At 34.9% G+C, this 14,735-nt stretch carries 13 protein-coding genes and 1 pseudogene; 5 read left to right on the top strand and 9 right to left on the bottom strand.

The window, feature by feature from the left end; genetic code table 11:
• Positions 1-19: 19 nt before the first annotated feature.
• The 5 genes from STA7437_RS13600 to STA7437_RS13580 form a co-directional block, all read right to left on the bottom strand.
• Entirely contained in the window at positions 20-565 is a 546-nt protein-coding gene (locus tag STA7437_RS13600) for a chemotaxis protein CheW (RefSeq protein WP_015193967.1), read from the bottom strand.
• Between the two features lie 14 nt (positions 566-579).
• Positions 580-945, bottom strand: coding sequence for a response regulator transcription factor (locus tag STA7437_RS13595; RefSeq protein WP_015193966.1), 366 nt, complete (start codon positions 943-945; stop codon positions 580-582).
• Positions 946-1,159: 214 nt separating this feature from the next.
• Entirely contained in the window at positions 1,160-2,350 is a 1,191-nt protein-coding gene (locus STA7437_RS13590; RefSeq protein ID WP_015193965.1) for a response regulator, read from the bottom strand.
• Positions 2,351-2,473: 123 nt separating this feature from the next.
• Positions 2,474-3,337 (bottom strand): sugar kinase, encoded by an 864-nt coding sequence (locus STA7437_RS13585; RefSeq protein WP_015193964.1) that lies wholly within the window; start codon positions 3,335-3,337, stop codon positions 2,474-2,476.
• Positions 3,334-4,134 carry a DUF4388 domain-containing protein gene (locus STA7437_RS13580; protein WP_015193963.1) on the bottom strand — a complete coding sequence of 267 codons (801 nt, stop codon included), beginning with the start codon at positions 4,132-4,134 and terminating at the stop codon, positions 3,334-3,336. Before STA7437_RS13580 ends, STA7437_RS13585 begins: the two co-directional genes overlap by 4 nt.
• 127 nt (positions 4,135-4,261) lie before the next feature.
• Here STA7437_RS13580 and rsmI point away from each other — a divergent pair, with 127 nt between their 5' ends.
• Complete coding sequence (rsmI, locus tag STA7437_RS13575; RefSeq protein ID WP_015193962.1) at positions 4,262-5,131, top strand: 16S rRNA (cytidine(1402)-2'-O)-methyltransferase; 870 nt, start codon at positions 4,262-4,264, stop codon at positions 5,129-5,131.
• A gap of 20 nt (positions 5,132-5,151) precedes the next feature.
• Here rsmI and murG read toward each other — a convergent pair whose 3' ends face one another.
• Positions 5,152-6,225: an undecaprenyldiphospho-muramoylpentapeptide beta-N-acetylglucosaminyltransferase gene (murG, locus tag STA7437_RS13570; RefSeq protein ID WP_015193961.1), complete on the bottom strand. Its 1,074-nt coding sequence runs from the start codon at positions 6,223-6,225 to the stop codon at positions 5,152-5,154.
• Positions 6,226-6,698: 473 nt separating this feature from the next.
• Between murG and STA7437_RS13565 the strand changes: the two genes are divergently transcribed.
• Positions 6,699-6,974, top strand: a complete 276-nt coding sequence (locus STA7437_RS13565; RefSeq protein ID WP_015193960.1) for a chromosome segregation SMC protein — start codon at positions 6,699-6,701, stop codon at positions 6,972-6,974.
• 133 nt (positions 6,975-7,107) lie between these two features.
• Here the strand turns inward: STA7437_RS13565 and wecB are convergent, their stop codons facing one another.
• Both wecB and STA7437_RS13555 read right to left on the bottom strand, forming a co-directional pair.
• Positions 7,108-8,238 (bottom strand): non-hydrolyzing UDP-N-acetylglucosamine 2-epimerase, encoded by a 1,131-nt coding sequence (gene wecB / locus STA7437_RS13560; protein ID WP_015193959.1) that lies wholly within the window; start codon positions 8,236-8,238, stop codon positions 7,108-7,110.
• Between the two features lie 539 nt (positions 8,239-8,777).
• The gene (locus STA7437_RS13555; protein WP_015193958.1) at positions 8,778-9,161 is read right to left on the bottom strand and encodes a hypothetical protein; all 384 of its coding nucleotides are present in this window, start codon (positions 9,159-9,161) and stop codon (positions 8,778-8,780) included.
• Between the two features lie 502 nt (positions 9,162-9,663).
• Here STA7437_RS13555 and STA7437_RS13550 point away from each other — a divergent pair.
• On the top strand, positions 9,664-10,911 hold the full coding sequence (locus STA7437_RS13550) for a type IV pilus twitching motility protein PilT (protein ID WP_015193957.1): 1,248 nt from the start codon (positions 9,664-9,666) through the stop codon (positions 10,909-10,911).
• A 70-nt stretch (positions 10,912-10,981) separates the two neighbouring features.
• Positions 10,982-11,758 carry a circadian clock KaiB family protein gene (locus STA7437_RS13545; protein ID WP_015193956.1) on the top strand — a complete coding sequence of 259 codons (777 nt, stop codon included), beginning with the start codon at positions 10,982-10,984 and terminating at the stop codon, positions 11,756-11,758.
• A 60-nt stretch (positions 11,759-11,818) separates the two neighbouring features.
• Here the strand turns inward: STA7437_RS13545 and STA7437_RS13540 are convergent.
• Positions 11,819-13,175, bottom strand: a pseudogene (locus STA7437_RS13540) (sugar porter family MFS transporter).
• Here STA7437_RS13540 and STA7437_RS13535 point away from each other — a divergent pair.
• Complete coding sequence (locus STA7437_RS13535; RefSeq protein ID WP_015193955.1) at positions 13,135-14,706, top strand: iron uptake porin; 1,572 nt, start codon at positions 13,135-13,137, stop codon at positions 14,704-14,706. The pseudogene STA7437_RS13540 and the gene STA7437_RS13535 sit on opposite strands and share 41 nt — an antisense overlap.
• Positions 14,707-14,735 lie beyond the last annotated feature (29 nt).

The following is a 14,735-nucleotide window of genomic DNA, read 5'->3' as shown; positions in this document are numbered from 1 at the left end:
AGAAAAGAATTTTCATAATTCATAAATTGAAAAAATGAAATATTTCCGCCGTATCGAGGAGCATCATAATTTCATTGTGGCTGCTATTAAAATAACTGCTTAAAAATGGCAGCACATCATTAGAAAACAACTCTGGAGAAGGTGATTTAAATTCTTCCAAATCTAACTGAACAATATTATCGACAGCAGAAACAACTAAACCTAATGCTTGTCCTTGAAACTGTACAATCATTGTCATTAAACTTTTTGCTTCTGTGACTGCTGCGTCGGAAAATAAAACAGAAGGATAGCCTAAAAGATTTTCCAAATCTACAATCCACAGCATTTCACTGCGCCAACTATAAATCCCCAAAACACAATAAAGCATCTGGGGAACAGGTAAAATTTCGGTAGAAGAAATGGTAATAATTTCAGTAACTAACTCTGCTTCTAGTAAAGCTCGATTTACTTTTGATTCAGCTAGTTGAAATTGTAAAAATTTGCGGAGTCGTTGGCGATTAGATGAATTATTTGTCTTGATACCTAAATTCAAAGCTAAAGAATTAGATTGAGACAGACTTAACATAATTATTTATCGTTCTAACGGTTAATCAGTTGCTTAACTTTGTTAATAAGTTCATCACGATTAACAGGTTTAGTTAAATAAGCGTCTGCACCGACAACATTACCCCACATTTTGTCAGCTTCAGTTGATTTAGAAGAGCAAAGAATAATTGGAATTGGTTTAGTACTTTGTTCAGCTTTAAGAGTGCGACACATCTCAAAACCACTTTTTCCTCCCATCACGACATCGAGGACAATTAAACTAGGTTGATATTGAGTTAGTTTGTCCATTGCCTCTTCGGCACTACTCGCATCTAGTACCGTTAAACCAGCTTGTTCAAGATAAGCACTCACAACTTTTCTGTCAGTTAAACTGTCATCGACTACCAAGACTTTGTTCATCGTGATTTACTCCGCAACCAGAACATAAAATATATTTATTAATAGAATTCCCCAAAATGTTTTTTAATTAACAAAACTGCTTCAAAATAAATAATGGGGTTAACATTGCGACCGCGACCGAAGGGAGTGAACCTCTCGCGTATGCGCCAGCGGACTTCTTTGAGCGTTGAAGACTAGCTGATTGCTCTATTAAGCTTTGAAAACAATAAAAATTTTAATTAATACTTAAACTTACTTGTGGCTGTTTTTCTTTGGTAAATTTATTAATAGTCTTGAGAATTTCCTCCGAATTGATCGGTTTATTAATAAAATCAACACTTCCCACAACTTTTGCTTTGACTCGATCTAAAACTCCATCACTTCCAGTTAACATAATTACTGGTATATCTTTTAATTTAGAAACTTTTTTAATTTGAGCGCAAACTTCATAACCATTTAAAATTGGCATTCCAATATCTAAAAAAATCAAATTAGGATTAGTATCAATTAAAGTAGGAATTGCATCTAAGGCTTTTTGAATTCCCAAAAAACGATAGTTTACCTGGGTAATAACCTGTTCCATAATTTGACAGACTTGTGGACTATCATCAATACAAACAATGAGAGGCTGATTGCCAGATAAGATTTTTTTAGCTTGAAAAGAATTGGCAGAAGGCTCACTTTTTGATTTGGGTAACATTAAATCGGGAACGTCAATAAAATCTAGTAAACCTTTCTTTTGATAAAGTGTTAGAGACAAAGCTATTTTAAGTAAATCTTTATCCATTTTCATAGCTATATCTCTAATAGTATTAGTACCATTAAGCAGCCGAACAAAGTTTTGATAAACAACTTCAGGAACTTCTTGAGATAATTGGTAAGGATTTTTAATAATCGGCGCACTATTAGCCAAGCAATCACCTAATCCCTGCCGTAACCACTCTAACCACAGCACTGTTGAGGGTTGAATTACAGACTCGATTTCAACTAAAGTAATCGACATCGGAAAATTATTTTTAGTTAAATTAGCAACAGATGAAGATTGAACTTCAAAACACAAAGATTCTCCATGACTTTGCTGTAAAATATCAAAGAGAACTTCTTGGATTTTATTAATAATTAGTTTTCTGATTTGTTCTAATTCAACTATTTGACGTTCCAGTAAAGTTTTTAATAAGAAATATTCTTGATGTTCTATTGAATTTAAAGAATTAACATTAATTGCATTAAAGTCAATTTGAGGACAATATTTTTTAAACTGTCTTCGCCAAGAACGCTGAGGATGATAGCCTCCATCTACCCAAGTTATTTGACCAAGGTAAAAATAAATTTTCCATTGATTACGACGATTAATAGCTTTAGTTCTTATTTTAGCAATACCTGTAAATTTTTCCGCTTTTAACTGGGTAAAAAAACCAGAAATCATAAATTAATGTCTTTTTTGAGAGATTTTAATAAATTTTAAGTTTTTTTAACAAATAAGGCTACCGTATTTTTAGCAAAAGATTACCTTAAAAACATTCAACAATAATTAGCAATGTAAGTATTTTTAGGGAATAAATTGCTGAAACTGACGAGTACCAAAAAACTGACAAGAATCAGAAGCTATGGTGGCTGCATTAGTTAAAGCAGAAAGAAATTCTTGTTGAAGAATATAATGACAAAAAGCACCATGAAAAATATCTCCCGCTCCTAAAGTGTCTAGAACTTTTACTGGTTTGACTTGTATTTCACCACTATTTTCTTGACTACAATATTGAATTTGTTCTGCCCCGTTAGTAATAGCAATATAAGGAATATGTAGTGTTTTTAAGTAAGTAAAGACATCGGCGATATTGTAACAGTTGGGAGGATAAAAATCCGCCGAACAGATGACATAATCAGCGTAAGGTAAAATGTTTTCTAAACCTGGTTTCCAACTACCACCATCGATAACAATGGGAATGTTTTTTTGTTTTGCTTGTTGTGCAATTATTTCACTGAGATTAATTTGATGCCCATCAATTAAAACTACGTCAATTTCCTGGAGAGTATTTTCTGGTATTTGTTCAACGGTGGCTTGTATTTTAGTAGCATTGATCGAGACTACTGCTCTTTCTCCTGTAGATTGTGACACACAAATTGAAGATAAAGGAGGAGAAGATAATATTGATGGAGCTAAATCATTAATTTCAACAGAATAATTGTTTAAATCTTGATAAATAAGCTGACTGAGAGGATGGTTACCTATAACGCTGATTAATTTAGCTTGATTACCCAAACAACTAAAAGTTATGGCAGCATTCGTAGCGGGACCGCCAGAAGCAATAGTTTGTTCTAAAGCAACAATTTTTTGATTACTTTGAGGTAACTTAGTAACTAAATAAATTAAATCTAAAGTAGTTAAACCAACAAACAGTCCTTGAAACTTCATGATCGAGAAGAATAGGATAAATCAGCACTTTGAAATCGAGAAGAAACTTGACTGAGATTTAATTCTGGTAAATCGGAAACTTCTAATAATCGTAAATAACCTTTGAAAAAATAGGGCATCAAAGCACAAGTGAGATCAAAGACATTTTGATTCATGATTAAAGATAAATCTCGTAAGGTATTTTGCCCATTTAATAATCTTGCCATATTGCGGTAAATTAGACCTGGAATAGTTTGGCTTAAGTCTTCATTATTTTTGAGGCAAGGACTAAGATTAGGAGAACAAGAAGCAAGACCTTTTCCTGACCACTGTAACCATGTTTGCTTAACTTGCGTTAAAGTTTCTTCTAGATTATCAGGAGCAATAGATATAATAAATCCTTCTTTCAGTAAAGCATGAGAAGATTTGGGTTCACAAGTATACTGAAGAGATTGTTTATATTCCTGTTGTACCAGATCAAAAAGAAGTTCACTGGTTTGTTTTTCAATTAAAGCTTTAATTTGCTCTCGTTTAACTAACTGATATTCGTGAAGGTAACTAATTAAGTAATATTGTTGAGATAATAAAGCAATTTTGCTAAAAGGTATCTTTTCTACTGATATTTCAGGACAATATTTCAAGAAACTTCTTCGCCAAGAACGATAAATATGAAAGTCACTTTGAACCCAAACTAGTTTCCCTAAAACATAATAAATTTGCCAATGCTTTTTGTTATGGGCATCTAAAGCAACAATTCCAGTAAACTGTTGTTCTCCAAGTAAAGCCAACTTTTCTAACAATTCGCTTTTGTTGATCATTATTAAGTCTAAAAGTTAATTATATTTAAGCAACAATATCAATAGAAAAATTGAAGCTCAATTTTCTTTACTCTGTCTTAGCACAGTTAATGACCATAAGACTTCCGAATATTATCCTAGATTTAAAATGAGCAAAAATTTGGTTTTAGGAAAACTTTATTTAGTAGGAACACCGATAGGTAATGTAGAGGATATTACTTTAAGAGCAATTCGCATTCTACAAGAAGTAGATTTGATTGCAGCAGAAGATACTCGTCATACTGGAAAATTATTACAACATTTGCAGATTAATACATCTCAAATTAGTTATCACGAACATAATCAAGCTACTCGTATTCCAGAATTGTTAACTAGATTACAGGAGGGGAAAGACATTGCGGTAGTTAGTGATGCCGGAATGCCTAGTATTTCCGATCCTGGTTATCAATTGGTTAAAGCTGCTGTGGAATTGGGAATAGAAGTAATTCCAATTCCTGGTATAACAGCAGCAATTACTGCTTTAGCTGCTTCTGGTTTAGCCACAGCAAGATTTGTTTTTGAAGGTTTTCTGCCCTATAAAAATAAAGAAAGAACTACTCGCCTCGATGAAATTAAAGATCAAAGTCGAACAATGATTTTTTATGAAGCACCCCATCGTTTATTATCAACTTTAAAAGATTTAGAACAGGTGTTAGGTTCAGAAAGAAAAATAGTACTAGCAAGAGAATTAACCAAACTTTATGAAGAATTTTGGCGAGGCACAATTGCCGATGCGATCGCTTTGTATACTGAAGTACGTCAACCTAAAGGAGAATATACCTTAGTAATTGCAGGTAAACCAGTAGCAACGAACGTAACTTTATCAGAAACCGAATTAAAGCATCAGTTAGAACAATTGTTGCAACAAGGGATGAATAAGTCTCAAGCTAGTCGTCATTTAGCTAGTTTAACTACTCAATCTCGCCAAGAAATTTATCAAATTGCTATAGCAATGAGCAAACAAAATTCTGAAAGTTGATCGTTTTTTTTTACTCCTTTCTATTGAGTTGATTTTGTCAGCAAGTTGTCTACTAAATTAGCTAAACGTTTAGCACTATCAATCATGGCTAAATTTTTAGCTTTGGTTGCCATTGCCTTCAATTGAGAAGGAGAATGCAGTAATTCTAAGACGGTTTCTTGCAAAATTTGAGCGGTTAATTCTGATTGAGTCAAAACTAATCCTGCACCAGCATTAGCAAAGACTTGAGCATTATAAGTTTGATGATCTTCGGCTGCATAAGGATAGGGAATTAAAATAGCTGGAGTACTGGTAACCGCTAGTTCAGTTAAAGTTCCTGCGCCAGCACGACTAATGACTAAATTCGCTCTTTGTAATAATCCTGCCATGTTTTCATAAAAAGGCAAACAAATATAATGGGGATGTTGAAAACTCTGCACATCTAGGTCTTTTTCTCCTGTGAGATGAACGATGTACGCTCCCAGATCTAACCAAGCAGCAGCAGCTTGTCTTACTAATTGATTGACTGCTACTGCACCTTGAGAACCTCCTACAACCACAATTAAAGGTACGCCAGGAGGAATCGCTAAATCTAAATTTTGACTGCTAAAAAACTGCGATCGCACAGGAGTACTAACATAAACAGTTTCAATGTTGGGTAAATACTGAGCAGTGCCTGCAAAACCTAAAGCCACAACATCACACCAACGACTCAACCAACGAGTAACTTTTCCAGGAATATAATTTGATTCATGAAGAATCGCTGGAATATTCTGTAAACGAGCAGCTAAGATAGCAGGAGCAGCAATATAACCTCCTGTAGTAAATACGGCATCAATTTGGTACTTTTTAATTAGTTGTCGCACTTGAAAAACTGCCATCACAAAACGAACAAGGATGGGAAGAGTTTTCAAGCCAAACCCTTGTTGAAATCCTTCAATATTAATAGTGTGTCGAGTGTAGCAGTCAGGAACTAACGTTTTTTCTAGACGATTAGCAACTCCTAACCATTCGATTTGATAATCAGATAATTGTTCGGCTACAGCTAAGGCAGGAAATAAATGTCCTCCTGTACCACTAGCTGCAATCAGTAAGCAAGTAGATTTTCTAGACACGGTTATCAAGGATGAAAATTTACGCAAGCAAATCAAGCCTATTTATAACAGTTTTAAGTTTACATTTTTAAAGCGATCGCTTGTTGCGCCAGCGTACTCGAAAAGCGTCGAAGACTAGTTGATTGCGTTTTGTCTTCCGTAAAATTGCTCAAATTTAAAGTAATTATTATTTAAAAATTTGATTTTATATAAATTATTCTTGTTATTTTCAAGAAAATTAATAAGAAAAAATTTACTGCAAAAATTACAAAAATTTCTAATTCTCAATTACTCCTTAGTAAACTTTACTCATTAGTTATACACAAGACCTCAATCGTAAATTTACTCTGGTAATTCACATATTATTTACATAATCTCTACGAACAATTACATAAACTTTACAGTATTTAGAGATTTTCACTTATATACTGAGATTAAGAAAATTAAACAATTTCTCAATTATTAAACGCTCGGTTAATTAAATCATTAAATTCATGGAAGATATTAATAATTATTTAAACGCTATTCAACAAGAAATAATTGCTGAAGAAAAAACTGTTAAAGTTGCCCGATTAATAATTCTATTAACTAAAATAGAAAAAGAATTAAATACAGTTAAATCAACTTTGACTAAACTTCAATTGCATCAAAAAAACTACAAACAAGATTCTCCTTTAGCCGAACAAATTGAGCAAAAACTTGAAACAGTTGAGCAACTTTTAGCAAAAATTCGTAAAGCTAGATTGAATTTAAATTATTATTTTATTTAATTCTTTCTTTTTAAATGTAAAAATGTTTTTAAGACAAAGAATCAGTCTAATTAGGCTGATTTTTGATTTTTGATTATAATCCTAAAACCGAGAAAAAGTATACATTTTTTAACTTAAAAATTTTTTGATGAAATTATTTTTTATTTTCAATCTTTAATAAAAAATTATCAATAATTTTAACAATTTTTTCTGCTGCTGTACCATCGCCAAAAGGATTAATTGCTGTTGCCATATTTTGATAAATATTTTTATTAGTTAATAATTCCCTAGCCGACCCAAAAATTGCTTGAGAAGTTGTGCCAATTAATTTAGCTGTACCTGCTTCAATAGCTTCTGGTCGTTCTGTCGTTTCTCTTAAAACCAATACAGGTTTACCTAAACTAGGTGCTTCTTCTTGTAAACCTCCAGAATCAGTTAATAATAAATAGCATTTAGAAATAGCAGCTACTAATTGACCATAATCAAGCGGTTCAGTTAAAAATACTCGTGGATGATTACCTAGTAGAGTTTGAATTGGTTCTCTAACTACAGGATTGCGATGTAGAGGTAATAATAAAGCTACATCAGGAAAGTTTTCTAAAATTAAACGAAACCCTTCCACAATATCTTTCAGAGGTTTTCCCCAATTTTCTCGACGATGTACAGTGGTTAAAAGCACCCGATATTTTTCCCAGTTTAAGCCAGGAATATTACATTCTGGTTGTTTTTTTGCCACTGTTAATAAAGCATCAATAACTGTATTACCAGTATGATAAATTTCTCCAGTAACTCCAGAATTATGTAAATATTTAACTGCTAATTGGGTAGGGGCAAAATGTAGTTGAGTTAATTGTGAAATTAAACGACGATTAGCCTCTTCTGGATAAGGATTAAATAAATCATTAGTGCGTAAACCAGCTTCAACATGACCCACAGGAATTTTTTGATAAAAGGCAGCTAAACTCGCTGCAAAAGCTGTAGTTGTATCTCCTTGTACTAGAACTAATTGAGGTTTAATTTGTGTAAAAATTTGTTCTAATCCTTGCAAACTATTAATTGTAATTTCGGTTAAAGTTTGCTTAGGTTTCATGATATTTAAGTTTTGCTCTGCTTCCAACTCAAATAGTTTCATGACTTGTTCAACCATCTCTTGATGTTGTCCTGTCAAAATCAAATGAGTTTTGACTTGAGGTAAATTGCGAAGTTGTTGAATTACTGGAGCTAGTTTGATTGCTTCTGGACGAGTTCCTAAAGTCACGCACAGTGAGAAGGTTGAGACAGTCATTACAATAATGTACAGTTTGGATTTTATCTAAAGGGCGAAACAATTTCCCCACGGCAAGAGAAGAGTCCCCGAACGTACTTCGGGACAAATATTACTAGGGCCCGAAATTTCCTTGACCAGGAAAGACGAGAATTTTTTCCCATACCGCAAACTTGCTTACTTTGACTTCGACATTTTACTCTATGTTTTGAAAAATGGTATATCAATTTTTAAATTGGTGAAGTACACCTAAGACAGTTATCAGTTATCAGTTACCCGTTATGAATGATGAGGGATGAATAATTAACCTCACCGTACGTGTAGCGACCAACTATCAACACTCAACGCTCAATCAAGGAAATCAAATGAACTGTATCTCTAAAAATTGAGAACCGCTAGATCAATTCTTCGGAAAATCATCAAACAAAAAAACCCAGTATGTACTGGGTTTAATGAATTAAATATCGATAAACTTGAGCAAATTGAAAAAAAATTTCAAATTGTCAGCAATTGAACTAAAGCCTTTAATTCACAACTTTTCTGACTTAAAATTACGTAATCTACTCGGATAGAGAAGTCAAAGCACAGGTTAAAGGACAAGAAGCATAAACCGAATTGTTACTTGATTTTGCTTCTCCATGTAACCAATTTAACCAACTTACTTGTTCGGGATGAATTCCTTTCGCAGTAAGAACTGCTGCACCGATCGCAACTATTAAAACGTTAATTGCACATATACTTCCTGTTACTAATAAAACAGCAGTAGTAGGTAAAACTGTTTGTAAAATAATTGTTAAAAGCGTTCCAACTGTAACAATAAGAACTCCGACAGGAAACCCTACTACTAGGAGGCAAACTGTCAAAGTAAAACTCCAAAGTAAAAAACTTTTAACAACTGCTAAATAAGCGTTATTACGCCAATAATTTTTTTGTACTAATTGCATTTTATTACCAGGATATTAACGACAACAACAACAAAAGAAGATTAAGTTTCGGTTATCAACCCGAACAGCCTCGTTAAATTTAAGTATATAAAAGCTAAGAAAATACGAAGCTTTTTTAAATAAAATTTAACATTATCGATTAAAGGTAAGTCTTAATTATCCCTCTATAAATGTCGATCCCCAAGGTTTAAAGCTGCAATCTCTTAAAAGACAATACAAAAAACTCACAAAGTTTGATTAATGAAATTATGTTTACTTCCAGGAAAACTTTAAGTATAAAAACTCATTAATTTAACAAAATTGAGTATTTCACCCCTACTAAGTCAATTCCACTAAGTAATTATTCCTAAAAATTTATCAAGAGCTAATTTGAATAAAATCTTTTAGAACCAAACCCAGATAAATAACAACTGACTTTTGTCAGAAAACTTTCACTTTTGGGGAACAATATCGATACAACAATAACGCTGTAATGGCAAAAATATTAATTAGGATTTTATAAATGACCCAACCCATAGGAAAACCTTTACCACCGCCACCACCACCACCTCAATTTGCTCATCGTAATCATGGCAATTCTAATCAACCACAATCTAACCTTGATGGAACTCAACCAACACAAAAAACTGCTCTGAACACATCCAAAACGGTTGCTCAAGAAGCTCCTGTACGACCAAAAAGGTCTTCTGGGCAACCTTCTTTAAAGTTTTTAGTTGAGCATGCTCATGAATTGGGCTATTCTGACATTCATTTAGGAGTTGAAGAAATCCCCAGAATGCGCGATCGCGGTGAGATGGCTTTGACAGAATACCCTAAAACCGACTACAACACTTTTATGAGTTGGTTGTATGAAGTCTTAACTGAAGAAGAAGTACAAAGATTTAAAAGAGATTTAGAATTTGATGGTGCAACTCAATATGATTTTGCACGAGTGCGGATTAATATCTTTGATACACTTAGAGGACCAGCAATGGTAATGCGTTTAATTCCTCTCAAGATATTGACCATCGACGATTTAGGTTTACCTTCTGTATTTCGTGATGTTTCAGACGCTCATAAAGGTTTAATTTTGGTTACAGGACCAACGGGTTCGGGTAAATCTACCACTATGGCTGCCATGGTAGATTATGTTAATAAAGAACACGCTAAACATATTATTACGATTGAAGACCCGATTGAATTTGTTCACCAAAGTCAGAAATCATTGATTAAGCAGAGAGAAGTTGGAATTAATACGCTCAAGTTTGATAATGCCCTCAAAGCTGCCTTACGGGAAGACCCCGATCTAATCTTAGTGGGGGAAATGCGTGACAAAGAAACTGTTAACACCGCTCTTAAAGCTGCTCAAACTGGTCACTTAGTCATGGGAACTCTCCATACTAATAGTGCGATTAAAACTATTGAGCGGATTTTAACTCTTTACAGTGCTGAAGAACAAGATGCCATGCGAGTTGCTATTTCTGAATCTTTAGTAGCAATTATTTCTCAAGGTTTATGCCGAACTACAGATGGTAAAAGAGCAGCTTATCACGATATTCTAGTTAATACAGAAACCGTCAAAGATTACATTAAGCAAAGCAAATACGACGAAATTCATGCTTTAATGCAAGATGGAGAATTTGATGGGATGGTAACTACTAATCAATCTTTGTTTAGATTATACGAAGAAGGTAGAATTACCGAAGAAACTGCCCTAGAGCGATCGCCTACTGCTAACGAAATGGCAATGATGCTTCGAGGTAGATTTTAATAACTAACAATTGGTAATAGGATAAAAAATAACCAATTGAACATAGGTAGTCTTTTTTTATCACCTATTAGTGACCTTGATTTGTTCTCAAACTAATTTACCAAAATTATTTAAAGGCATTGCTCTATTTACACCAGGGGGAGATTTAATTTACGGAATTAACCCAAATAAGCAATCTCAATGGCACGTTCATTTATGTATGGGATTGCAAGAAATTTTGAGTTTAACTGAACCTCCCCATTTTTTAATTCCTGGATATACTGCTACTGTAGAACGATGGCTTAATCCTCGGACTCAAGCGATCGAGACAATTGCAGAAATTTATCCTGCCGTGCAATGTTATCAACCTTTATTGAAAGTTTTATTTGAAACAGAAGATACAGTTTGGCAAATAGCACCGTGGCAAGAAGAATATTGTAGTTCTTTAATCTTAGAAACTTATCGTGATCAATTTCCTCAGCTTTGGCAAGATCATGATTTAGTTATTCGGTTAGATTCTCAAGCGTCTAAACAGACTCAAGTTAAATCGCTTAATTCTGACAACCAAAATTCAGCTTTGTTAATTAATCATCAAAAAGCAGATGGTTGTATTTTACAGTTGTTTATTTCTAATGATAATTTCACCACAGAAAAAACTTTAGCTAGCATCCATCAAATTTTGGAACAAGGTTTAACTTGTCCTTATACTCTCAAAGTAATTGATATATCTAAATATCCAGAACAAGCGGAAAAGTATCACGTTTCTGCTACTCCTACTTTGGTAAGAGTTTGGCCAGAACCAATTAGGCGAATTGTAGGAGAATTAAATGATTTTCAGCGTGTTGTAAAAATTATCTCAAGCTTATAACTGTAAACAAATCAAAGGTTTTTGGGTAGGGGCAATTGATGAATTACCCCTATTTTTTTTCTACATTTGTTCAAGGGTTTTGCCTTTAGTTTCTTTAACTAAAAAGATTACAAAAAAGATTGAGATGGCAGCAGCAGTTGCGTACAAACCGTAAGCGAAACCTAAACCAACCGTACCTAAGAGTGGAGGAAAGGTTGTCGAAACTATGAAATTAGCAATCCATTGAACTGATGCTGCAACTGCTAAAGCAGCCCCACGAATCTTATTATTAAACATTTCTCCTAAGAGAACCCAAACTAATGGCCCCCAAGAGAATCCAAAACAAACAACGTATAAGTTAGCAGCTATTAATGCAATCACTCAAACCGCCTGAACCAGTTAAATTTGGTTGTCCATTAACGATGGGTGCAGAACCAAAAATACCTGACATTGTTCCTAATGTAATAGTCATGCCAATTGAACCAAGTAATAGCAGTGGTTTGCGACCAAATTTGTCTACTGTCGCGATCGCGATAAAGGTGGTCAAGATATTAATTAAACCAGTAATCACTGTGACCCAAAGAGCATCTTGTTCAGTAAATCCGACTGCTCTCCAAAGAACGCTGCTGTAATAGAAAATGACATTAATACCAACAAACTGTTGCAGCACCGATAGTCCCATTCCTAACCAAACGATAGGTAAAAGTCCACCTTTTCTGGTTAAAAGATCTGATAGTTGGGGTTTGCGTTCCCGTAATACCGTAGAGCGAATTTCTCCAATTCTTGTATTTACATCTCCGCCTTCAACTTTAGCTAAAATACGAGCTGCTTCTTGTTCTTTACCTTGAGCTACTAAGTATCGAGGTGATTCAGGAATGACTAAGGCAAAAACTCCATAGAGAATGGCAGGCGGAATTTCTGTCCAAAACATCCAACGCCAAGCTTCTAAACCAAATAACCAAGGATTGTCTGCTGAACCAGCCATCAGCGCAATAACATAGTTACTTAGTAAAGCAATAAAAATTCCTACGACAATTGCCAACTGTTGTAGTGAACCTAAGCGTCCTCTATATTTGGCAGGAGATACTTCGGCAATATAAGCAGGAGCAATCACGCTAGCAGCACCAACTCCTATTCCACCTAAGATCCGCCAAAAGATAAAAAATTCAATATTTACAGGAATGCCCGAACCAATTGCACTGATGGTAAACAAAATTGAAGCAATAATCATAGTCTTTAAACGACCATAGCGATCGGCAATTTGACCTGCGAAAAACGCACCGATCGCAGAGCCTAGTAATGCTAAGGATACTGCTAGACCGATCGCTAAACTACTTGCATTAAAGTAATTGCCCAAAGCTATAACCGCACCATTAATAACGTGTTCTGGTTGTATTTTGGGAGAAATTACACCTGCTCTAGCAGCACCAGATGACAATCAATTAGTTGAACAAAATCAGCAAATTTATTTGCTTGAATCTAACGCTTCAATGTCCCAATTAACATCGGTTTCTCAATTAAGAGATGTTGAGCCAACTGATTGGGCTTATCAAGCTTTACAAACTTTAGTAGAACGCTATGGCTGTATTGTCGGTTATCCAAATCAGACCTATCGAGGTAACCGAGCAATAACTCGTTATGAATTTGCAGCAGGCTTAAATGCTTGTTTAAATCAAATCGAGCGTTTAATTGCGTCTTCTGAAACAGTAGCACGGGAAGACCTTGATGCAATCAAACGACTGACACAAGATTTTGAAGCGGAATTAGCAACCTTGAGAGGAAGAGTCGATGATATTGAAGAGCGTACTGCTTTCCTCGAAGATCATCAGTTTTCTACTACAACTAAACTACTAGGTCAGGTAATCTGGTCAGTTGATGACACTTTTGGCGATGCCGTAGATGGTGATAATGATGATACTCAAACTCGTTTAGCTTACAGAATTCGCCTCAATCTCGAAAGTAGCTTTACAGGCAGCGATGTTTTGAGAACCAGACTTCAGGTTGGCAATTTTGATGCGATCGCTCCTCTAACGGGAACTAATATGGTGAGGCTTAACTATGACGATGATTCTGATAATCAAGTACAAATCCCTCACCTGTGGTACTTTACTCCCCTTACTGACAACATAGCTCTTAGAGGAGGCCCTGTAGGCATTGGTTATACAGATTTGGTAGATACACTTACTCCACCAGGTATTGCTGATGATGGTTTAGGTATTCCTTCCAAATTTGGAGAATATAACCCCCTCTATCGTCGAGGTGGTGGTGGTGCAGGAATTAACTGGCAAATTATCGATAATCTTGAATTGTCTGTTGGATATGTAGCTGGTGATGCCAACAACCCAGAAGAAGGCAATGGCTTATTCAATGGGACTTATCACGCTTTAGCTCAATTAGCTTGGAAAGGTGAAAATGCAGCAATTGGTTTTGCCTATTCTCATTCTTACTATCCTCAAGGAAAAACTAATTTAATGAGTGATACGGGAAGTTTTTTGGCAATTCAACCCTTTGGAGACAATATTGCTACTTCTGGAGATTTCTATACTGTACAAGGTTTCTATCAAATTACGCCGAAGTTTCAGATTCATGGATGGGGTGGTTATGTTCAAGCGCGAGCGCATGGAGCGGGGTTAAGCAATTTTGTTGATGGTACAGAAGTGGTAAACACTCAATTTGTCAATGACGATGATAGCGCAGATATCTGGTATGGAGCAGTTGGTTTGACTTTTCCCGATCTAGGTGGTGAGGGAAATTTGGGAGGAATTTTAGTAGGATTACCACCCTTCATAACTGAAAGTGATGTTCAGGATGAATCGGATCATGCCTATCATCTCGAAACATTTTATCGTTTCCGACTCAACGATAATATTGCGATTACTCCCGGTGTTTGGGCCGTAATTAATCCTGAAAACGACAGCGACAACGCTACTCAATGGGTAGGACACATTCGGACTAGCTTTAACTTTTGATTCAGTTAAACAAATTTAAACTTTACCTT

It is taken from the genome of Stanieria cyanosphaera PCC 7437 (genome assembly GCF_000317575.1).
In the GTDB taxonomy this organism is placed as follows: Bacteria; Cyanobacteriota; Cyanobacteriia; order Cyanobacteriales; family Xenococcaceae; genus Stanieria; species Stanieria cyanosphaera.
The sequence above is the reverse complement of the archived record's forward strand: the minus strand, read 5'-3'. Positions and strand labels throughout refer to the sequence as shown.